Raw genomic sequence first — 22,088 nt, 5'->3', positions numbered from 1 at the left:
CGGCGTTGTATACATTAAAAAATAATGCCGCTATAGTCGATTGCCTGCTTTAGCCCGGGACACAACGGGTCGGGTAAACCGTTCATTCCCCCTGTACCGCCAGCTGCCCGTCACTGCGCAGCCGGAACGACCACCCGAGAGGATCACGCATGCGCACGCCCTTCCCCCGACTCCTGCTGGCAACGCTACTGACCGGTATCAGCTGGTCTGCCAGCGCGACGACGATCAATATTTCGCTCGACAATGATCCCGGCAAGCTTGACCCGACCCAGTCGTCAATGATCGCGGAGCGCATGGTCTATCAGAGCATCTTCGACAAGCTGCTCGACCTCAACGAACAGGGCGCGATCGTGCCGATGCTGGCCGAACGCTGGACCGTTTCGGACGACCAGAAAACCTACACGCTGTTTCTGCGCAAGGACGTCAAGTTCCAGGATGGCACGCCGTTCAATGCCAGGGCTGTCGAATTCAACCTGCTGCGCGGCCAGGAAAAATCCTCGTTGCGCCGCAATGACCTCAAGACCATCCGCCAGATTACCGTCGTCGATGACGCCACCGTGCGGATCGAGCTGAGCACGCCGTTCGCACCCTTCCTGTCTATCCTGACCGACCGCGCCGGCATGATGTCGTCGCCGGAAGCCGTCAAAAAATACGGCGAGGATTACGTCAACAATCCGGTCGGTACCGGTCCGTTCATCTACAAGGGTCGCTTGAAAGGCGCGTCGCTGACGCTCGATAAAAACCCGAATTACTGGCAAGCCGGTTTGCCCAAGGCCGACCAGGTCGTCTACAAGATCATGAGCGACGTCAATGTCGCCTTCAACAACCTGCGCAGCGGCCAGGTCGATATCACCAACCGCTTTCCGTACAAGGAACTGAGTAATCCGCTGGCCAACGCCAAGTATTTGGTGATCAACAAGCCATCGCTGGGCTTTCGCGGCTTTTACTTCAATACCACGCGAGCACCGTTCGATCGCAAGGAAGTGCGCCAGGCGATCGACCTGCTGATCAACCGCGACGCCATCGCCAAGGTGGTTTATAACGGTGCCGTGGCGGTCGGCCATTCGCCCTTCAGCAAGGCCCATTTTGCCAACGATGCGACGGACATCCCGCCCAAGCCCGACCTCGCCAAGGCCAAGGCCCTGCTCAAAAGCGCCGGCAAGGAAGCCGGTTTCAGCTTCCGGCTGACGCTGCCGACCACCCCCGAAGAATTGCAGGTCGGGCAAATGATTCAGGGCATGCTGCGTCCTGCCGGCATCACCGTGTCGCTGGAAAAAGCCGAGCTGGCCGCGCAGATCGAGGCGGGCAAGGCCGGCACCTTCGATGCGGTCATGATCGGCTGGAGCGGACGGCCTGATCCGGACCAGAACATCTACGATTTCACGGTCAGCAATGGCTCGCTGAATTACTCGCACCTGGCCAATCCGGAGCTTGATGCGGTACTGCTGCAAGCCCGCGTCGAAGGCAACGAAGCCAAGCGCAAAGTCCTGTATTCGCAGGTCATGCAAATCCTCGTCAACGAGGTGCCCTACGTCTACCTGAACCATGACAACGTGCTGTTCGGCGTCTCGAAAGCGGTCACCGGTTTTCGCTTCGTGCCCGATGGCGTGATCAGAACCGCGACGCTGGACAAATAAGCACCCGATGCCGAATCTGCTCAAGCGCATCCTGCTGGTGATACCGACCCTGCTGCTGGTGAGCATGGTGATTTTTTCACTGCTGGCGATCCTGCCGGGTGACCCGGTCACTGCCATCCTCGGCCTCGAAGCCACGCCCGAGGCGGCACTGGCGATGCGCTTGCGGCTCGGCCTCGATGATCCGCTGGTGGTGCAATACGGCCGCTGGCTGTGGGCAGTACTGCATGGCGACCTCGGTCGCTCGTTCATCGATAACACGCCGGTCATCGACAGCCTGCTGCAACGCTTGCCGGTGACGATGGAGCTGGCTGTCGGCAGCTTCGTGGTGGCGCTGCTGATCGCGCTGCCGACCGGCATCCTCGCGGCGGCGCGGCCGAACGGCATCGCCAACAGTGTCAGTACCTTCATCGCGCTGTTCGGCATGTCGGTGCCGCATTTCTGGCTGGGCATGATGTTCATCGTGCTGTTCGCGGTCAATCTGGGCTGGTTGCCGGCATCCGGCTATGTGCCGTTTTCGGAGGACTGGCGCGGCAACCTGCTGGCGATGATCATGCCGATGGTCGCCACCGGCCTGCGTGAATCGGCCATCCTGATGCGGATGATCCGCAGCAGTCTGCTCGAAGTGCTCAATGAAGATTACATCCGCACCGCGTTTTCGAAAGGCCTGAAGGACTGGCAAGTCGTGCTCGGTCACGGCCTGCGCAACGCGATGATTCCGGTCGTGACCGCCAGCGGACTGATGGTCTCCGGCATGCTGGGCGGACTGGTCATCACCGAAAGCATTTTTGGGATCCCGGGCATGGGCAAGATGATTGTCGACGCGATTTTCCAGCGCGATTATGTGCTGGTCCAGGCCGGCGTGCTGGCTGCCGCGCTGATGGTGGTGCTGGTCAATCTGGCCGTCGATTTGCTGTATGGCGTGATCGATCCGCGCATCGCCAAATGAGGAAGCCCGCATGACGTCTCCGCTCCCCGCACTCGCCTTGCCGCAAGCGGTCCGCTACGCCGGCTTGCGCCGCTTTGCCCGCAACCGCATGGCCGTGGCCGGCGCCTTGATCATCGTGCTGCTGATCCTCGTCGCCATCGCTGCGCCGCTGCTGGCACCGTTCCATCCTGTGTTCGATCAGGATTACGGCAACATCCTCGGCGACCCGAGCCGGCTGCACTGGATGGGCACCGATGATCTGGGCCGCGATATTTTTTCACGCATGGTGTACGGCGCGCGCATCTCGCTGCAGGCCGCACTGATCGCGGTCGGGCTGGCGTTTGCGGTCGGCGTACCGATCGGTATCGCCACCGGTTACTACCGTGGTTTCTGGGATGACTGGGTCGTGATGCGACTCGTCGATGCGTTGCAGGCCTTCCCGTCGCTGATCCTGGCGCTGGCCATTTCGGCGGCACTGGGCGGCGGTTTTTATAACGCGATGGTGGCGGTCGGTATCGGCTTCACACCGGCTTTTGTGCGACTGGCGCGCGGCCAGGCCATGACGATCCGCAACCTCGATTACGTGATGGCGGCGCGCTCGGTCGGTGCCGGCGATCTGCGCATCATGTGGCGCTACGTGCTGCCCAATGCGATGGCTCCGCTGGTAATCCAGGCCTCGTTTGCGATGGGCTCGGCCATCATCGCCGAAGCAGGCTTGTCGTATCTCGGCCTCGGTGCCAAACCCGAAGATCCGAGCTGGGGCTCGATGCTGCATATCGCCCAGGGCTACCTCAATACCAATCCGACGCTGGTGCTGTGGCCGGGCATCGCGATCTTCGTGGTAGTGCTCGGCTTTAACCTGCTTGGCGATGGCATCCGCGAAGTATTCGACCCGAAACTGAACCGATGACCATGACCACCTCTCCCCTGCTCGAAGTGCGCGATCTGAAGGTCGAGTTCCTGCGCAACGGCAAACCGGTTGCGCCGGTCGACAGCGTGTCGTTCACGCTGCACGCCAACCAGACCCTCGGTCTGCTCGGCGAATCCGGTTGCGGCAAGAGCGTCACGGCGCTATCCATCCTGCGGCTGTTTCCGATGGCCAGCAAAGCCAGACTGAGCGGCAGCGTGCGCTTTCGCGGACAAGACCTGCTGCAGGCCGGTGAGGCCAGCTTGCGGGCCTTGCGCGGCAAGGACATCGCGATGATTTTTCAGGAGCCGATGACTTCGCTCAATCCGCTGCACCGGATCGGCGACCAGCTCGGCGAGATGCTGCGCATGCACACCAAACTGGACCGCAAGCAGATCACTGAACAGAGCATCGCGATGCTCAAGCAGGTCGGCCTGCCGCGCGCCGAACAGCTGATCGACGACTACCCGCACAGTCTGTCCGGCGGCATGCGCCAGCGCGTGATGATTGCGATGGCGCTGCTGTGCCATCCCGGCGTACTGATCTGCGACGAGCCGACCACCGCGCTGGACGTGACGATTCAGGCCCAGATCCTCGACCTGATGCGCGACCTCAAGGAGCAGCAAGGCACGGCCATCCTGATGATCACGCATGACCTCGGCGTGGTCGCCGAGATGTGCGAACGCGTCGTTGTCATGTATGCCGGCCAGGTGGTCGAGGAAAGCAGCGTGCGCGACCTGTTCGATGCACCCGCCCATCCGTACACCACGGCCCTGATGCAGGCGCGCCCGACGCTGGCGGCGACACCCGGCCAACCCTTGCGGGCGATTCCCGGCATGGTGCCGCCGCCCGGTTCGGTCGACAGCGGTTGCCGTTTTGCGGCGCGCTGCCCGAAGGCCGATGCGCAGTGTCGCGCGCAGATGCCCGACCTGATCGAAGTCGCTGCGGGGCATCTGGCCCGCTGCTGGTATCCCGGATGACATCCCCTTCACACTCGACCGGAGCCAATGCCATGACCCCTCCCCTGCTCAAAGTCAGCGGCCTGAAAAAGCACTTTGCCGGTCGCGCCGGCACGCCCGTAAAAGCCGTCGACGATGTCTCGTTCGAGATCGCCGAAGGCCAGACACTCGGGCTGGTCGGCGAATCCGGCTGCGGCAAATCGACCACCGGACGCAGCGTGCTGCGCCTGATCGAACCGAGTGCCGGCACGGTCGAATTCATGGGCCAGGACTTGATGGCGCTGCGTGCCGAACCGCTGCGGCGCATGCGTCGCAACATGCAGATGGTGTTCCAGGATCCGTTCGCCTCGCTCAATCCGCGCATGACCATCGGCGACGTCCTCGAAGAACCGCTGATCGTGCATGAGCTGTTCGACCGGCCCACGCGCAAGCGCAAAGTGGCCGACATATTGGAGCGGGTCGGCCTGAGCCAGTCCTACGCCAGCCGTCATCCGCATGAATTTTCCGGTGGCCAGCGCCAGCGCGTCGGCATCGCCCGCGCCATCATCACGCAACCGAAACTGGTGGTCGCCGACGAAGCCGTGTCGGCACTCGATGTGTCGATCCAGGCGCAAATCCTGAACCTGCTCAAGGACCTGCAAAAAGAACTCGGCCTGACCTACCTGTTCATCTCGCATGACCTCGCCGTGATCCGGCATGTCAGCGAGCGCATCGGCGTGATGTACCTCGGGCGGCTGGTCGAAACCGGTCCGTGCGACAGCATCTACCGCGACCCGAAACATCCGTACACGCAGGCACTGTTATCGGCCATCCCGCGCGAACATCCGGACGAACTGCGACAACGCATCGTCCTGCAAGGCAGCATTCCGAATCCGGCCGCACCACCGACCGGCTGTCATTTCCATCCGCGCTGCACCAGCTGCATGGAGGTCTGCAAAACCGTCGCACCGGCACCGGTCGAAATCGCTCCGGGACAGTTCGTGACTTGCCATCTGTATCGCTCACCGCATCGCTAACCATTTTTAGAACAGGACACCCGATGATGAACCTCGACAGCAATCACTATCCCTATGCCTCGCGTCGCAGCGTCGTGTACGCCCGGCGCGGCATGGTCGCGACAGCGCAGCCGCTGGCGGCGCAAGCCGGCCTGCAAGTGCTGCAGGCCGGCGGCAATGCGATCGATGCGGCGATCGCGGCAGCGGCCGCGCTGTCGGTGGTCGAGCCGACCGCCAATGGCATAGGCGGTGATGCGTTCGCGCTGATCTGGCATGGCGGCAAACTGCACGGACTCAATGCCAGCGGAGCCGCACCGCAGCGCATTTCATTGGCCGCGCTGAAAGAAGCCGGCCATACCAGCATGCCCAAATACGGCGCGCTGCCGGTCACCGTGCCGGGGACGCCGGGCGCGTGGGCCAGCATGGCCGAGCGCTTCGGCAAGCTGCCGCTGAGCCAGTCGATGGCCGGCGCGATCACGCTGGCGCAAGAGGGTTTTCCGGTTTCGCCGATGGTGGCTTATGCGTGGCAGGCGGCGCACAAAACCTTCCTCAACGAACTCAAGGCGGAGCATTTCCAGCCGTGGTTCGACACTTTCGGCGCGGAAGGACGGGCACCGCGCGCCGGTGAAATCTGGCGCCCGGCAGGCCATGCACAGACACTGCAATCGATCGCCTCGGACCATGCCGCGAGCTTTTATCGCGGTGCGCTGGCCGAAAAAATCGCCGCCTGCGTGCAGGGTGCCGGTGGCTATCTGGATGTGGCCGACCTGGCGGCGTACCAGCCGCAATGGGTCGATCCAATCAGCGTCAATTACCGTGGCTACGACGTCTGGGAAATCCCGCCGAACGGCCACGGACTGGTCGCCCTGATGGCGCTCAACATCCTCAAGGGATTCGATTTCAGCGAGCGCGACAGCGCCCTGACCCATCACCGCCAGATCGAAGCGATCAAGCTGGCCTTCGCCGATGGCCATGCGCACATCGCCGAAGCCAGCGCGATGCGCGTATCGGTCAGCGACCTGCTGTCGGACGCGTATGCCGACGAGCGCCGTCGGCTCATCGGGGCGCGCGCGACCTTGCCGCTAGCCGGCGAACCGCCGCGCGGCGGCACCGTGTATCTGAGCACCGCCGATAGCGAAGGCAACATGGTGTCGCTCATCCAGAGCAATTACATGGGCTTCGGTTCGGGGCTGGTGGTGCCGGGCACCGGCATCGCGCTGCACAACCGCGGCAACAATTTCACGCTCGATGCAGACCATCCGAACTGCCTTGCGCCGGGTAAGCGGCCGTATCACACCATCATCCCCGGCTTCATGACGAAAGACGGTGCAGCGATCGGACCGTTCGGCGTAATGGGGGGATTCATGCAACCGCAGGGCCATGTGCAGATGGTGATGAACACGGTCGACTTCGCGCTCAACCCGCAAGCCGCACTCGACGCGCCGCGCTGGGAATGGCTGCAGGGGAACAAGGTCAATCTGGAGCACACTGCGCCGGAACATCTGTTCCGATCGCTGGCCGGGCTCGGGCATGAGGTCGCGTGGTCGGGCAACCAGCTTGGCTTCGGACGCGGCCAGATCATCTGGCGCGACGCGCACGGTGTGCTGTGCGGCGGCACCGAACCGCGCTCCGACGGCAGCATCGCTGCCTGGTAACCCCGCCACAGGACAACGCCATGATCAAGAATCCGGCCAATGTCGGCCCGCCGCCGAAAAACAGTTCGCTGCCCGACTACGTCTACGGCAATTTGCGGGATGACATTTTTGCGTTGCGACTGCTGCCCGGCGACCAGGTCACCGAAAGCGATATTGCGGCGTACTTCGATGTCTCGCGCACGCCGGTGCGTGAAGCGCTGCAGCGCTTGCAGCGCGACGGCCTGATGCAGGGCTATGTGCGCGGCGGCTGGGAAGTGGTGCCGGTTGATTTCAAGCGCTACGAAGACCTGTACGAGATGCGCCGGGTCATCGAACTGTTCGCCGTTACGCGACTTTGCCAGGACGGAGCCGGCATCGATCAGTCGCTCATTGATGGCTTGCACACCGCCTGGTGTTGTCCGGTCGAGCAGCGACTGGTCGACGGCCTGCAGGTCGCCGCTCTCGATGAAGCGTTCCACCAGACGCTGGTGCGGGCCACCGGCAACCTCGAAATGGCGACCACCTTTGATCGGCTGACCGATCGCGTGCGGATCGTGCGCCGGCTGGATTTTTTGTATGGCGACTGCGTGCAGCTGACCTACGACGAACACGCAGCGATCCTCGCCGGCATTGCGGCGCGTGACGGCGCTTCTGCGTTGCGCCTGATGACCGCGCACATCGAAGACAGCCATGTCAGTGTCAGGCAACTGACGCTGCATCATTTGCATACTGTGCGGGTTGGAGCGAGTGCGGAGAGGTTGGCTTATTTGCCGGTGAAGATGCAGCGCTTGTCGTAGGCATCGGCGCCAGACATGTTTGTCTCGCTGTCGATCCAATATCCTGCCGGGATTGCGCCCTACCCTGCAGTAGACTGTCGCAACGCACTACCCGCGCCGAAAATGTACCCAGGTAACCAATGAAACACGCTAACGAACATTCCCAACCTTTGGCCCGGCCGCCATTCGCCAGTGCCGCAACGGGCATGAAAGCCGTCGTCACCATCGGCAATGGCGGTTACGAACAGCTGCATTACGGCGACGTTGCGGTCCCGACGCTCAATCCCGGTGAAGTGCTGGTACAGGTGCTGGCCGCCGGCATCAACAATACCGAGATCAACACACGCCTCGGCTGGTATTCCGCATCCGTGACGACCGACACTGCTGGCAGCGCCACGGCACAGCAAGCCTCGGCCGAACACAAGACCGATGGCGGCTGGAATGCCGCCACACCGTTTCCGCTCATTCAGGGAACGGATTGCTGTGGCCGGGTTGTCGCGGTGGCCCCGGAAGGCGACGCTTGCCTGATCGGCTCGCGCATACTGGTGCGGTCCTGCATGCGGCCGGACGGTTTCGCTTCGATGAACAACGTCTGGATGGGCTCTGATTTCGATGGTGCCTTCGCGCAGTTCGTCAAAGTACCCGCATCCGAGGTGTTTGCCGTGCAGTCCGACTGGAGCGACGCCGAACTCGGCTCGATGCCGTGTGCCTACGGCACTGCCGAAAACATGCTGCATCGGGCCGCTGTGCGCGCGGGCGAGCATGTGCTGATTACCGGAGCGTCAGGCGGGGTCGGTTCGGCGGCAGTGCAACTGGCCAAGCGACGTGGTGCGCGGATTACCGCCATCGCCGGAAAAACCAAGATGGCGCAAGTGCGCTTGATAGGCGCAGATCACGTGATCGACCGGCACGACGATCTGCTGGCAAGTCTCGGTGAGGACAGCGTCGATGTCGTCGTCGATAACGTCGCCGGACCCGCCTTTGGTGATCTGCTCAAGGTGCTCAAACGCGGTGGGCGCTATGCCTCGTCCGGTGCCATCGGCGGGCCGCTGGTGGAAATGGACATGCGTACTTTTTATCTGAAAGGACTGACACTATTTGGCTGCACGGCCTGGGAAGAACCGGTATTCCCCAACCTGATTGGCTACATCGAGCGGGGAGAACTGCGTCCGCTGGTGGCCAAATGTTTTCCGCTGGACCACATCGTGCAGGCACAGCGCGAATTCCTCGAAAAAAACCATGTCGGAAAGTTCGTGCTGATTCCGCCATAAGACAACGCCATGATCAACAATCCGGCCAATGTCGGCCCGCCGCCGAAAAGCAGTTCGCTGCCCGATTACGTCTACGGCAATTTGCTCTGATATCCCGGCAACCGTTCACCCTGAGTTTGTCGAAGGGTGCATGCCTATTGCGCATCGGCTTGCGCGCCTTCGACAGGCTTCCTTCGACAGGCTCAGGACGAACGGGTGATGGGGGGCGCAGACCGACGCGCACAGCCCGTGCCTTCTCGCCGCGCGCCAAAAAACCCGTTCACCCTGAGCCTGTCGAAGGGCGCTTGCCGACGGCGCGCCAGCCCGCGTCATCAACCGCAAGCTCAGTGTGCCACCGCGCTCCCCAACGCTAGCATCCCCACCGGCACCGGCCGCCCGAACAGATAGCCCTGAAACCGCCCGCAGCCGGAGGCGATCAGAAAATCGCGCTGCGCAATCGTCTCGACACCTTCGGCGATGACCGATAAGCCAAAGCTGCTTCCCATCGCCAGAATCGCGCGCACGATGACGGCATCGTTGACGTCGCCCATCAGATCGCGCACGAACGAGCGGTCGATCTTGACCTCGTGCAGCGGTAGCCGCTTGAGGTAGGCCAGCGACGAATAGCCGGTCCCGAAATCGTCCAGTGAAAAACGCAAGCCGGCCTGCCGCAGCGTGGTCATTTTTTCGATGGTCAGTTCGAGCTCGTCTAGCAGCAGGCTCTCGGTCAGCTCCAGCAGCAAGCGCGACGGATCAATCCCGCGCGATGCCACTATTGCCAGCAGGCGCGGCACGAAGGCGGCGTCGCCGAATTGGCGCGCGCTCAGGTTCACCGATAGCGTCAGGTGCCGGGTGGCAGGCCCGGTCGCCCACAACTGCAATTGCAGGCAGGCCGTCTCCAACGCCCAGTAACCCAGATCGATGATCAGGCCGGTTTCTTCGGCCAGCGGGATGAAGGTGTCCGGCATCATCATGCCCTTCACCGGATGCGCCAGCCGCAGCAGCGCCTCGACGCCGGTCAGCGTGCCGTCACTGTCGACCTGCGGCTGGTAGTGCAGCTCGAACCAGTTTTTTTTCAGGCCCTCGCGCAGGTCGGCTTTCAGCGTGTTGCGTAGCGTGATCCTGGCCTGCATCGCCGGATCAAAAAATAGCTGGTGATTGCGCTCTGCCGCTTTCACATTGCCCAGTGCCATATCGGCCCGCCTGAGTAGTTCGTCAGGGCTGTGCTGCTGGTCCGAAAAGAAGGCAATGCCGATGCTGCCGGTCAGCTCGGGGGCCGGTTTGGAAGACGCCGCACCGGCGTCGTAAGGCCGCGCAATCGCGGCCAGGATCTCGCGCCCGATCGCATCGACGCCAACTGCCACCCCGGCGGCCTCCTTGCCCAGCCCTTCGAGGATGATGACAAATTCATCCCCGCCGATGCGCGCCACCGTATCCTGTTCGCGCACGCACCCGCTGATGCGCCGGCCGGCCTGCTGCAGTACCAGGTCACCGACGGCGTGACCGTGGGCATCATTGAGCAGCTTGAAATCGTCCAGGTTCAGCAGCAGCAGCGCACCGTAAATCCCGCGTCGCGCACAACCGGCCATCGCGTGGGTCAGCCGGTCCATCATCAGGCGCCGGTTCGGCAGGCCGGTCAGCGCATCCAGATAAGCCAGCTTGCGGATGGTGTCTTCCGATTGCTTGAGCGTCGTGATGTCGGTCGACAGTTCGCCGATCAAGGGCTGGCCGGAGGCACCGATAAACGGAAAGCGGATATTTTTCCAGTAGGTCGGCGCGCTGCCGGGTAGCGTGATTTCTTCGACGCTTTCGGCGGCGAATCCACTGGCGCGCACGACCTGATCGCTGGCCGTGCGCGCGGCCGGGATAGCGGCAGCGTGGCCCACCGTATCGTTCCAGACGCGGTTGCCGTACACGGTGCGTCCGCTGTCATCACGGATCGACGCGATGATCGGACTGGCATCCATGAAGGCATGAAAGCGGCGCTCGCTTTCGATCAGCTTGAGTTCGGTGTGGCGCAATTCGGCGCGGGTGGCCGCGTCCTGCAATTCGCGCAGCAGGGCCGGTGCCAGCCGCGCCATGTTGTCTTTCATCACATAGTCATTGGCGCCGGCTTTCATGGCCGCAACCGCAATTTCTTCACCGACGGTGCCCGATAGCAGGATGAACGGCACCCGGGGATCGCAGGCGCGGCACATCGCCAGCGCTTTCATGCCCGAAAAACCGGGCAGCGAGAAGTCCGAAATGATGACATCCCACGATTGGTCCAGCGCCGCCGCCAGGCCGGTGGCGTCCTGCACGCGCAGCGAGTCCAGTTCCATGCCGGCCCGCCGCAACGCACGCAGGATGAGCAGGGCATCGTCTTCGCAATCTTCGATCAGCAGTACCCGCAGTGCAGTCATCATGTCGGGTTGTGCTCCGCGGTGCTCACCGGTGGCGGCCGGTTCAACGCAAGCCAATAGGTCGCGATGATGCGTGTCATCTCGACGAATTCGCTGTAGTCGATCGGCTTGACCAGATAACTGTTGGCACCCAGCGCATAGCAGGCCTCCAGGTCTTGCTCGAGCAGCGACGAGGTCAGCATAATCACCGGCACCAGTCGCGTGCGCGGATCGGCACGGATTTCACGCAATACGCCGATACCATCGAGACGCGGCAATTTCAGGTCAAGCAGGATCAGCCGGGGCAATGGCTGGCCGGCACGGTCGGCAAACGCGTCCCGCGCAAACAAGAAATCCAGCGCTTCGATACCGTCGCGCGCCACGACAATCGGGTTGATGACGTCGTTGCGCTTGAACGCGCGCTGCGTCAGCGCGGCATCGTCGGGATTGTCTTCGACCAGCAGGATGGGATCAGGCAGATAGGACATCGCGGTCTTCTTTCATGCAGAAATAGAATGTCGCGCCAAGACCGACCCGGGCTTCGGCCCAGATCTCGCCTTCGTGGCGGCGGATGATGCGTTTGACCAGTGCCAGGCCGATACCGGTGCCCGTGAAGTCGCTGACCGCATGCAGCCGTTCGAAGGTGCCGAACAGTTTTTCGGCATGCAGCATGTCGAATCCGGCGCCGTTGTCGGCGACAAAGAACACCTGGTTGCCGTCGATGTTCCTGGCGCCGATGTGAATGGCCGGCTGGTCGGTGCGTCCGGTAAATTTCCAGGCATTCTCGATCAGGTTTTGCATCACGATGCCGATCAGTCCTTTGTCAGCTTGCAGCTGCATGCCGGGATCGACCTGCCACTGCACGCTGCGCTGCGGCTGTGCTTCAGAGAGCGTAGCGACGATGCCGTTGCACAGCGCGCTGAGGTCAATCGGCTCGGGACGGATTTCGCTGCGGGTCACCTGCGACAGCCGCAGCATGTCATCGATCAGCCGTCCCATACGCTGGCTGGCCATGCGGATACGACGCAGTGCATCCTGTCCGTCGGCATCGAGCTTGTCGCTGTAATCCTCCAGCAGCGCCAGCGAAAAACCATCGAGACTGCGCAGCGGCGTGCGCAAGTCATGCGAGACCGAGTAACTGAAGGCCCGGAGTTCTTCATTGAGCGAGGCCAGCTCCAGGTTCTTTTTGCTCAAGGCGGCTTCGATGCGGGTGCGGTCGGCGATTTCCTGGCGCAGCTGTTCGTTGCTGGCGGCCAGTGCGGCAGGACTGGGCAAGGCCAGCGCCAGCGGGATCAGCTTGACCAGCAGGAAGGCGGTCGGAATCGACACCAGCGCCGTGATGGCCTTGATGCCGCCGGAGAGCCAGTACGCCGGGGTCCAGACGGTCCAGACTTCCATCACGTGGCTGGCACCGCAAGCCAGAATGAAGATCGCAAAGCAGATGAACATCCAGTGAAACTGCAAGTCCTTGCGCTTACGCACGAAGAACAGCAAGGTCACCGGAATCGAGAAATAGGCGATCGCGATGAGCGAGTCGGACACCACATGCAGCCACAGCAGCACCGGCTCCCACAAGTAGCAATGACCGTGCGGCATGAAATTATCGGTCGAAAAAAACCGGGTGATCGGGTTGTTCATGGAGTCCTAGAAAGCGGCAGCATCCGGTCCAAGCAGGAACGGCAGAATATGACAGGTCGGCGCGACTATCAGTCTCCGGCGAGCGGTAAAGGGACGGCGAGCGCCATCAAGTGCAAATTATCAAGTGACCGGTCACCGGCAAAGCACGTGTTTTGCCTAGCAGCAACGAGGAAATTCCTTGTGGTGTAGCGCGCTGTCGGGGGTTTGCCGGTGCGCTTGGTGCAATGTTATTGCACCGGGCGCACCGCCGCATCCCGTCAAACCCCATCACTCCCCGGCACTCACCAACCCATGCCGCACCGCCAGCAACACCAGCCCGACGATATCCCGCACCCCCAGCCGCTCCATGATTTGCGCCCGGTGCGCCGCGACGGTTTTTTCGCTCAGGTCAAGTTCGAAGGCGATTTCCTTGGTGCCCTTGCGACCGGCGATCATCGTCAGTACCTGCAATTGCCGGGTGGTCAGCGCATCCAGCGGATTGACCGCGACTACCGGCGCGCGGAGGAAGCGCTCGATCATTTTGGTCGATACCGCCGGGCTCAGGTACGTCTCGTTGCGCCGGATCGCCTGCAGCGCAATCTCCAGCTCGGCCGGCGCGGCTTCCTTGAGCAGATAAGCTGATGCCCCCAGCCTGAGCGCTTCGGTCACCAGCTCTTCGGACGCATGCATGCTGAGAATGACGATGGCCATCTGCGGATGCTGCTCGCGCAAGCGGCGCACCAGATCGAGGCCGCTGTGGCTGCCCATCGTGATATCGGTAACGACGATATCCGGCACGCGCTGCGCAACCCAGGCCAGCGCCTCGACCGGATCGGAGGCTTCTGCAATGACGACAAAATCATTGAGCTGATCGATCAGGCTGCGGATGCCGGCTCGCACCAGCGCATGATCGTCGACCAGCAGGATGGTGGCCTTGGTACAGTTGCCCAGGTTGTTCATAGGTGCTCACTCATGTTTGGCCAGCGCCAGCGAAGCGACGATGCGGGTGCCCTGCCCCGGCGCCGTCGTGATTACAAGACTGCCGCCCAGCAGCGCCATGCGCTCTTTCATGCCAGGCAGTCCGCTACGACTGCCGTCGGGCAGTATGCTGCCTGCCAGTGTGGCAGGATCAAAGCCCTTGCCGTTGTCGCGGATGATCAGTTCCAGTTCGTGGCCCGATTCGCCGCCGTTGACTTCGACCACGACGCGGCTGGCGTCGGCATGCCGGACCACGTTGGTAATGCATTCCTGAACGATGCGATACAAGGCGATTTCGACCGATGGCGCGAGGGCTGCCGGCACGCCGGCGTAATCAAACCCGCAGCTGGTCGTGCTGCTGGCGAACTGGCGCTCGAGTAGCTGGCCGATTGCCGCTTCGAGACCCAGATAATCCAGCACCGGCGGCCGTAGCGAGACCGAGATCACGCGGATCTGGGTGATCAGCGTGCCTACGTCGGCATCAATGCTGGTCCACAGCGTGCGCGCCTGCGGCATGACCAGCAAGCGATTGAGTTGATGCAGGTTGAGCTTGAGCAGGGCCAGTCGCTGGCCGAGTTCATCATGCAGTTCGCGCGCCAGGCTGATGCGCTCCTGTTCCTGCGCCTGGATCAACTGGATCGAGAGTTTTTCCAACGTGGCATTGAGATCGAGGATTTTTCGGGCCGCGCGTCGCTGTTCGGTGACGTCGAGGTGCATCACGATAGCCCCGACGCGTTCGGCCTCGCCCAGCGGAGCCACACTGAGCAGATACCAGCACCGGCCGGCAGGCTTGTCGCACGCGTACTCGATCGAGAAATGGTCCTGGCGGCCGTCCAGCACGGCACGGATACCGGCACCGATGCGCCGGCTTTCGATTGACCCGGGGCCGGTGGGCGCGTCGCAGACTGACAGGTAATTGCGGCCGACGCCGGCATCCTGTTCGTCGGCCATGCCGTTCTGCGCAGCATGCCGGCGCCAGGTCTCGTTGACCGACACCAGCACGCCTTGCAAATCGATCAGCGCGATGTTGGCCGGTACTGCATCGAGGATAGCGACCTGCTGCGCCATGCCGGCCAGGCCCGGCGACGACGCGGTACTCAGGCGCAGCAGGTTACGCACGCGCAGACACAGCTCGTCGCCATCGAGCGGGTGCGCCAGCACCTCGTCGGCACCGGCGGCAAGTCCCGCCAGTCGGTCGTCGTGCCGGTCCGTTGCGGCCAGCAGGATAACCGGCACGCCGGCGCTGCCCGGCGTGGCTTTGAGCCAGGCCAGCAGGCCCGGGCCATCCGGCCCGATGCCGGCCAGGTCGATCACCACCAGGCGCGGCGCGTCTTGCACCACCATCCCGCGTGCCTGTTCATGGGTAGCCGCCAGCAGCACACGGTACCCTTGCTGTAGTAACAGGTCGCGCGGGTCGGCTCCGGCACCGACCAGCAGCACGGTATGACGGCCGGCGGGCATGGTCAGGTTTTCCGGCTACCGGCCAGTACCACGATTGCACCGGTCACGCCGGCGAGGATGGAACCGATCAGCACGCCGATCTTGACTTCATCGATCAGCAGGTCCGAACCCGCAAACGCCAGCGATCCGATGAACAGGCTCATCGTGAACCCGATACCGCACAGCAGCGCCACGCCATATAGCTGTATCCAGTTACTGTTCTTGGGCAGTTGCGCGATACCGGCCTTGATGGCCAGTGCGCACATACCGACAACGCCGATCTGCTTGCCGATGAACAGGCCCAGCGCAACGCCCAGCGGGACCGGATCGAGCAGATGCTGCGGATCAAAGCCGGCCAGCGACACACCGGCATTGGCAAAACCGAACACTGGCACGACCAGGAACGCGACCCACGGATGCAGCCCGTGTTCGAGCTTGACCAGTGGCGACTTGCGCGCGCTGATGGCCGGATTACGCAACGGAATGCAGAAGGCCAGCGCAACGCCGGCCAGCGTGGCGTGCACGCCGGACCGGTACACGAAGAACCACAGCACGATGCCGCCGACCACATAAAAGGCAAGATGCTTGACGCCCATCTTGTTCATCACGAACAGCACCGCCAGCACCGCCAGTGCCGCGCCCAACATAGTCAGGGACAGGCCCGAGGTATAGAACAGCGTGATGATGACGACGGCACCGAGGTCATCAAGAATGGCCAGCGCCGCCAGAAAGATTTTCAGCGAGACCGGCACACGCGGCCCGAGCAGCGCCAGTACGCCTAGCGCAAAGGCGATGTCGGTCGCCGCGGGGATAGCCCAACCGGCCATCGTGTCGGGACTGTTCCAGTTGAAGCCGACATAGATCAGCGCCGGCACGACCATGCCGCCCAATGCGGCAAACCCGGGCAAGGCCCGTTGTGACCAGCTCGACAAGGCGCCGATAAGCAGTTCGCGCTTGATCTCCAGCCCGACCATCAGAAAAAACACCGCCATCAATGCATCGTTGACCCAGTGCTCGACCGACAATCCCAGGACTTTGGCTTGCAGCGTCGAGGCGTAGGTCGATTGCAGCGGTGAATTGGCCACCACCATCGCGGCCACGGCGGCAGCCATCAGTACGACACCGCCGGCGGCATCGGATTGGAAAAAGCGGACAAGCGGAGAAGCGGGCTGACGTGATTTCATGTACGGAACGGGGCCTTTGCGGAGCGGAAAGAGGAATGGTGCAAGGCTACCGGCGTGAAGTACGCCGGCAACAAACGCCGGATTTCCCAGCGTTTATACAGTACAAAACCAAAGATGCCTCTGATTGCGGCATCACTATTTCGGGTCACCCGCAGAGACGATACCAACAAGTACCTATTTCATACTGCCGTACCGAACAGCGACCCCACCCCCGCCGTAATCGCCATGGCCAGCGCGCCCCAGAACGTCACGCGCCATGCGCCTGCCAGTATCGGGGCACCCCCGACACGGGCAGCAGCGCCACCCAGCAGCGCCAGAAAAAGCAGCGAGGTGCCGGCGATCCACCAGATCAGCGTGGTTTCCGGCACCAGCAGCAGCACCGCCAGCGGCAGCGCGGCACCGACCGCAAAACTGGCCGCCGAGGACAGCGCGGCCTGCACCGGCTGGGCATTGACCTCGCTGGACATGCCCAGTTCGTCGCGTGCGTGCGCACCGAGATCGTCGTGCTGCATCAGCTGAGCGGCCACCTGTTCGGCCAGCCCGTGTTCGATGCCACGGCCGACATAGATCGCGGTCAGCTCGCGCCGCTCGGCCTCGGGATCGGCCAGCAGTTCGGCACGTTCGCGCTCCAGATCAGCGTTTTCGGTATCGGCCTGCGAATACACCGATACGTATTCGCCGGCCGCCATCGACATCGCGCCGGCCACCAGCGCGGCAACGCCGGTGGTGAGGATACTGGCGTGGCTGGCATTGGCAGCGGCCACGCCGACGAGCAGGCTGGCAGTCGAGACGATGCCGTCATTGGCACCGAGGACAGCGGCGCGCAGCCAGCCGGTGTGCTGGTTGCGGTGACGTTCGTGATGGCGCATGACAACTCCTTCCATTGGTAACGCGGAATGCCGGGATCGGCTGTATCGAGAGCACGCCAAAACCAGAAAACATAGTAGGCAAGTCCCCCTGCCTCTTGCACTGCTGTTGTACTACGTCAATCAGTACCAGGCGGGCGCTTTGGACCGCGTCGAGTGGCTTGTTCAGGTCGTCGCGCGAGCAACTGCGCGCCCAATCGCTTGCCCAGGCACAGCACCGTCAGCGTAGGCGGCAAGCCCCACGGCTCGGGGATCACCGACGCGTCGCAGACAAACAATCCCGCCGTCGCCGTCTGCAGATCGCTATCGACGCCTTCGCCGATCCGCACGCTGCCACCCGGATGCGCGGCAAAATGCCAGCTCTTGAACACGTGCGTGGCACCGCTGGCACCGAGCACCTTGCGCGCCAGCGCGATGCCCTGCTTGAACTTGGCCCGGTCGGCCGGCTGCAAGGTCTTGTCGACCCAGTGCGCACCGACGCGCCCGCCGATCGCATCGCGAATCTTGACCATCACGCACAGCGTTTTGTGATGCGCGAACAGCCGGTCAACGCGACCGACCTGCGTCGCAAACGCCTGATACATCGGCGCGGGCAAGGTCAGATCGGACAGGATGATGCCATCGGCGTCGAGATGCATGCCGGCTGCCATCGGCACCTCGGCACCGCCATCGAGATCATCGACGCTGCCCATCACCGCCACCACCGGATCACTGAAAAAAGCGCTCGGTCCGCGCTGCAAGCCGGACGCCTCCAGCAACTTCGGACTACCAATGCCGCCGCCGGCCAGCACCACGAGCGGGGCCATCGCTGTCGCGGTGATGCCATTGCGGACGAACTCAACACCGGTGGCGCGGCCGTCCTGCACCAGCACCCGCAGCACCTTCGCACCATCGCGCACCAGCGCGCCCTGCCCGACCGCCTCGTCCAGAAAATCGCGCGCGGTCCACTTCGCGCCGAACGGGCAACCGTAGACACAGCGCCAGCAACCGCTGCGACAGATTTGCGGCCGGATCATCTTGTCGAGCTTGTGCCACGGCAGTCCGAGCGACAGCGCACCGGCCATGATGCGGGTCGCCATCGGGCCGACCAGATTGTCGGGTAGCGGTGCCATCGGCAGCTCTTCGCGCAGTGACTGCAAGGCCGGTGCAAGGTCGATCCCGTGCCCGGCGAACATCGCCAGCGGTGGCGGCATCGCGGTGGCGAAATTGACCATCGAACTGCCACCGGCGGTAATTCCCTGCACCAGCAGCGACGCATCGCGATGCACGAACGCGCCTTTGCCCGGCACCGCGGCCATGCGCGCCATCTGGCCCAGCGTGCCGCGAATCGGCGCGGCACTGCCCTGCTCCAGCACCAGCACGCGCATGCCGCCGCGCGCCAGTTCGCGCGCTACGGTCGCGCCGCCGGGACCGCTGCCGACGATGATGGCGTCGAATGAATCGGTGGCGGGGGATGGGGTTGATGGGGACATGGGATCGGGGTGTGGGCTTTGGAGGGGACGATGCTACCGCATTGGTGGTGCCGGGATCGCGCGATGGTGTCGCTGCATGGTGCAATGCCCTTCGGTTATTGCACCTTACGATTGTTGCGTTAGCAGGCTAGTCCGGTATCGCGATCGCATCTTCAAATCCGCCTGCCCAATTCGCGGGATACACGCCGACCGCCACCAGCTTGTGAAAGGTCGAATACGGCCAGTCGCGGACCCGCGTCACGAGTCCGTGCTTCAACGGATTGAGATGGGCATAGTCCATGTGTGCGGCATAGTCGTCGGCGTCACGAATCAAGTGCTCCCAGTAACGGCGTTGCCAAATTCCGCGCTCTCCCCGCTTGATGCGCGACGCATTGCGTGATTCGCGGGCAGGAATCCCTTTTGAAAATTTCATCTTGATCAGTCGCCAGCGCACAGCGAAGTCGGTGTCGCCAGCAGGCAGTTCAATGATGCAATGCAGGTGCTCGGGCAACACAACTCCTGCGTGAATCACGAAAGGATGGCTGTGTCTGACTTCACGGACGGCCTGGCGCAGCAGCGCGATATGCCGCGTCAGCAAATCGCTACCGCGGCGCTGATGGAGAACAACAGTAAAAAAATAGGTGCCGCCCTGTTGCCAGGCGCGTCGGTAGTCAGGCATCGACGCAAGGTGCCAGAGCCTGGTAATTGGTGCAATGCACCGCGCATTCTTGCAGCGTGTCTTGTGGCGGACGGATACCGAAGCAGGCGTTGCAGAGACAAAGTTGTTCGTTTGACGACCGCATTGCCGACGGCAGGCTCATTCAAGGTAGGGTGCAATAACCAGCGGGCATTGCACCGCTTGTCATGCAGCGCGCGCTGCATGGTGCAATGCCCTGCGGTTATTGCACCCTACGCTTTCGCCCCGGCCCCGGCAATCCATACGACGCCGCCACGGCGAGTCGCACGTCGCCCAGCGTGCGCAGGAAGCCGGCACTATCCGGCTGCATTGGCTTGCGTTCGGCCGTCGGTATCACGTCAAGAATTTGCCGGACCTCATCCGCGTAATCGGCTGTACAAGCCAGCAACTGCGTCAACTCGTCCTTGCAGGATGGTCTCGACAAACCGAGCATCACACCAAAATCAACCAGTCGCTTTCCTAAATCCGGCGGCGTCAATTTACCGTCGACGTAGTCGTTGTAGCCCGCTTCGCCGCGCTGAAAAACACCGCCGATGCCACCGAAAGGTAGCGCCGACAGCCGGTTGTGGTTCTTGCGAAAGTGGCGGTAAGCGCGCATCGGCGCCGGATCGAATACCGGCGTCAGTACGGCACTGCCGGCACCGCCTTGCAGGGCGATGTTTTCGGTATGCAGGTCGCCATTGCCGGTGAGGATTGCGAGCACGAAGCGCCGGTACAGGTCGCGCTTCGCGGCGACGGGGTCGCTCAGCAAACCGGGCAAGGACAGCACTTCGCCCAGCTTTTCCATGCTGCCATCGGTGGTCGAACCGTAGGCACGCGGATTGCCGGTGCGCAGCAGGCTGAACAGGCTTTCGACCGGAATGGGGCGACCATCGCCGATACGGTCAAAGCGCTCGACAGCCAGCATCCGGACCGGTTCCTGCGCATGGGTAAGCGTGACCGCCCAGGTCTTCGGCGTGGCTATTTCTGCTTTGCGATGTATTGCATACGCCAGCTCTTCGAGCGCCACCAGTCCCGGATAGGTTTCCAGCTTGACCACTGCCGGCGTGGCACCGGCGGCGGCATCACCTATCGCGCCTTCCCACATGCCATCAACCAGCCGGATCGGCACCACCAGTTTGGGGACGAAGCCGGAGACGGCAGGTGTTGGCCCTAGCGTGTCCATGACCAGGTCTTCATCCTGTTCGCTGGCGATGTCGAGGGCAAGACGGCGAAACGCCGACCACATTGCCGCGCCGCTCTGTGCATCAATGGCCGGTCGTGCCACTTGCCCGTAATACTGCAGCGCATGCGCATCAGATTTAAAGACATCAAGGTGGCCGATCCCGCCATGACCGGCGAAGGTCAGCATGTGCCATTCCTGGTCGAGCGGCTTCATGCCGGCGATCTGCACCTCGCGCGCCAGCAATTTCCCGAGGATCAAGCGCTGTAGATTATGTGGATCGCGCGGCGGAATCAGGGCCTGCAATTGCGGTGGCAAGCGCTGCGTGTCACCGCGCGCATAGACGATCTGCTGTAGCCCTGCCAGGTCGTGCAGCATGCTCACGCCGGGAATGCGGGCCGCCATTGCTTCATCGGTACGGGTGATGCGCAATTGCTGATCGTTGAGCAGCATGTCCGCCAGCTTGACGGGCTGGCCGGTCGTGCGGGTCCAGATGACGGCATAGCGATCCATCGTCATCTTTAAAAAAGGTCGCCGTTGAGCAGACCTTCGGCGACATGGTTGTCAGCCACCAGCGTGATCTTCAGGCCGACGGCTTGCGCCAGCAAGGCGACGTTATCGAAACGTGCATTGCCACTACCCGCCATGCGCGACACGCTGACCGGATGCAGGCCGGCGCGCCGGGCAATTGCCGCCTGCGACATGCCCAGGGCTTTACCAGCAGCGAAGATTTGATCGAGTACGGGCTGGAGTAACATAATTAGCTTTTACGTTAATTTATGATGAGAAAAATAGATTTATTATCATATACGCTAATTAAAAAACAAGGAAGTCTGTGGGATGAGGATGCCGGGCCGGTATCAGGGGATCGATTGGAACTGCTGCTGCTCCATGGACACACACAGCAGTTCGGATTCATGTGACTGGACAGGTGGTCTTGCCGGCGATGGCACTGTCTGTTCAATCGGGTTGCGGTAACGGGTACTTGCCCAGACTGAAACGATCCTCCTACTTTTTGAAAGTCATCCCATGTTTCGCCCAGTCCGTCCGTCGAGTGCAACACCTCTCTCTTCTCCACGCAGTCGGCTCCAACGCTCGCCGGTAAGCGACCTGTGGGAGCGCTTGCGTACTTGCATTAGCGGCATCAGCAACTATGTCAACGCGAGACTGATTAGCAACGAGAGCGAACTCACAGTCCCCTGTCCGGCGGCGACCGTTGTCCGTGTCAA

Annotated in this window: 19 protein-coding genes; 8 read left to right on the top strand and 11 right to left on the bottom strand. The window is 62.5% G+C overall.

Annotation, left to right across the window (positions count from 1 at the left end; translation table 11 throughout):
* The first annotated feature begins 149 nt into the window (after window positions 1-149).
* From RHM62_RS11385 to RHM62_RS11350, 8 genes are all read left to right on the top strand, one after another.
* Complete coding sequence (locus tag RHM62_RS11385) at window positions 150-1,637, top strand: ABC transporter substrate-binding protein (RefSeq protein ID WP_322122218.1); 1,488 nt, start codon at window positions 150-152, stop codon at window positions 1,635-1,637.
* 7 nt (window positions 1,638-1,644) lie between these two features.
* Window positions 1,645-2,583 carry an ABC transporter permease gene (locus RHM62_RS11380; RefSeq protein WP_322122217.1) on the top strand — a complete coding sequence of 313 codons (939 nt, stop codon included), beginning with the start codon at window positions 1,645-1,647 and terminating at the stop codon, window positions 2,581-2,583.
* A gap of 10 nt (window positions 2,584-2,593) precedes the next feature.
* Window positions 2,594-3,472: an ABC transporter permease gene (locus tag RHM62_RS11375; RefSeq protein ID WP_322122216.1), complete on the top strand. Its 879-nt coding sequence runs from the start codon at window positions 2,594-2,596 to the stop codon at window positions 3,470-3,472.
* A 2-nt stretch (window positions 3,473-3,474) separates the two neighbouring features.
* Window positions 3,475-4,449 carry an ABC transporter ATP-binding protein gene (locus RHM62_RS11370; RefSeq protein WP_322122215.1) on the top strand — a complete coding sequence of 325 codons (975 nt, stop codon included), beginning with the start codon at window positions 3,475-3,477 and terminating at the stop codon, window positions 4,447-4,449.
* A gap of 32 nt (window positions 4,450-4,481) precedes the next feature.
* Complete coding sequence (locus RHM62_RS11365) at window positions 4,482-5,444, top strand: oligopeptide/dipeptide ABC transporter ATP-binding protein (protein ID WP_322122214.1); 963 nt, start codon at window positions 4,482-4,484, stop codon at window positions 5,442-5,444.
* A 23-nt stretch (window positions 5,445-5,467) separates the two neighbouring features.
* Window positions 5,468-7,078, top strand: a complete 1,611-nt coding sequence (locus RHM62_RS11360; protein WP_322122213.1) for a gamma-glutamyltransferase family protein — start codon at window positions 5,468-5,470, stop codon at window positions 7,076-7,078.
* Between the two features lie 20 nt (window positions 7,079-7,098).
* On the top strand, window positions 7,099-7,854 hold the full coding sequence (locus tag RHM62_RS11355) for a GntR family transcriptional regulator (RefSeq protein ID WP_322122212.1): 756 nt from the start codon (window positions 7,099-7,101) through the stop codon (window positions 7,852-7,854).
* A gap of 185 nt (window positions 7,855-8,039) precedes the next feature.
* Window positions 8,040-9,104 (top strand): alcohol dehydrogenase family protein, encoded by a 1,065-nt coding sequence (locus RHM62_RS11350; RefSeq protein ID WP_322122211.1) that lies wholly within the window; start codon window positions 8,040-8,042, stop codon window positions 9,102-9,104.
* 323 nt (window positions 9,105-9,427) lie between these two features.
* Here the strand turns inward: RHM62_RS11350 and RHM62_RS11345 are convergent, their stop codons facing one another.
* From RHM62_RS11345 to RHM62_RS11295, 11 genes are all read right to left on the bottom strand, one after another.
* Window positions 9,428-11,488: a putative bifunctional diguanylate cyclase/phosphodiesterase gene (locus tag RHM62_RS11345; RefSeq protein WP_322122210.1), complete on the bottom strand. Its 2,061-nt coding sequence runs from the start codon at window positions 11,486-11,488 to the stop codon at window positions 9,428-9,430.
* Window positions 11,485-11,952, bottom strand: a complete 468-nt coding sequence (locus tag RHM62_RS11340) for a response regulator (protein ID WP_322122209.1) — start codon at window positions 11,950-11,952, stop codon at window positions 11,485-11,487. Before RHM62_RS11340 ends, RHM62_RS11345 begins: the two co-directional genes overlap by 4 nt.
* Window positions 11,936-13,102, bottom strand: coding sequence for a sensor histidine kinase (locus RHM62_RS11335; protein ID WP_322122208.1), 1,167 nt, complete (start codon window positions 13,100-13,102; stop codon window positions 11,936-11,938). Before RHM62_RS11335 ends, RHM62_RS11340 begins: the two co-directional genes overlap by 17 nt.
* Window positions 13,103-13,369: 267 nt before the next feature.
* Complete coding sequence (locus RHM62_RS11330) at window positions 13,370-14,041, bottom strand: response regulator transcription factor (protein WP_322122207.1); 672 nt, start codon at window positions 14,039-14,041, stop codon at window positions 13,370-13,372.
* A 6-nt stretch (window positions 14,042-14,047) separates the two neighbouring features.
* On the bottom strand, window positions 14,048-15,520 hold the full coding sequence (locus RHM62_RS11325; RefSeq protein WP_322122206.1) for an ATP-binding protein: 1,473 nt from the start codon (window positions 15,518-15,520) through the stop codon (window positions 14,048-14,050).
* Between the two features lie 2 nt (window positions 15,521-15,522).
* Window positions 15,523-16,683, bottom strand: coding sequence for a Na+/H+ antiporter NhaA (nhaA, locus tag RHM62_RS11320; RefSeq protein WP_322122205.1), 1,161 nt, complete (start codon window positions 16,681-16,683; stop codon window positions 15,523-15,525).
* Window positions 16,684-16,862: 179 nt separating this feature from the next.
* On the bottom strand, window positions 16,863-17,552 hold the full coding sequence (locus tag RHM62_RS11315; RefSeq protein WP_322122204.1) for a VIT family protein: 690 nt from the start codon (window positions 17,550-17,552) through the stop codon (window positions 16,863-16,865).
* A 116-nt stretch (window positions 17,553-17,668) separates the two neighbouring features.
* The gene (locus RHM62_RS11310) at window positions 17,669-19,021 is read right to left on the bottom strand and encodes a GMC family oxidoreductase (protein WP_322122203.1); all 1,353 of its coding nucleotides are present in this window, start codon (window positions 19,019-19,021) and stop codon (window positions 17,669-17,671) included.
* Between the two features lie 127 nt (window positions 19,022-19,148).
* Window positions 19,149-19,679 carry an REP-associated tyrosine transposase gene (locus tag RHM62_RS11305; RefSeq protein ID WP_322122202.1) on the bottom strand — a complete coding sequence of 177 codons (531 nt, stop codon included), beginning with the start codon at window positions 19,677-19,679 and terminating at the stop codon, window positions 19,149-19,151.
* A 220-nt stretch (window positions 19,680-19,899) separates the two neighbouring features.
* Window positions 19,900-21,378: a HipA domain-containing protein gene (locus RHM62_RS11300; RefSeq protein WP_322122201.1), complete on the bottom strand. Its 1,479-nt coding sequence runs from the start codon at window positions 21,376-21,378 to the stop codon at window positions 19,900-19,902.
* 2 nt (window positions 21,379-21,380) lie between these two features.
* Window positions 21,381-21,617, bottom strand: coding sequence for a helix-turn-helix transcriptional regulator (locus RHM62_RS11295; RefSeq protein WP_322122200.1), 237 nt, complete (start codon window positions 21,615-21,617; stop codon window positions 21,381-21,383).
* Window positions 21,618-22,088 lie beyond the last annotated feature (471 nt).

This window comes from Actimicrobium sp. CCC2.4, assembly GCF_034347385.1.
Taxonomy (GTDB): domain Bacteria; phylum Pseudomonadota; class Gammaproteobacteria; order Burkholderiales; family Burkholderiaceae_D; genus Actimicrobium.
The sequence above is the reverse complement of the archived record's forward strand: the minus strand, read 5'-3'. Positions and strand labels throughout refer to the sequence as shown.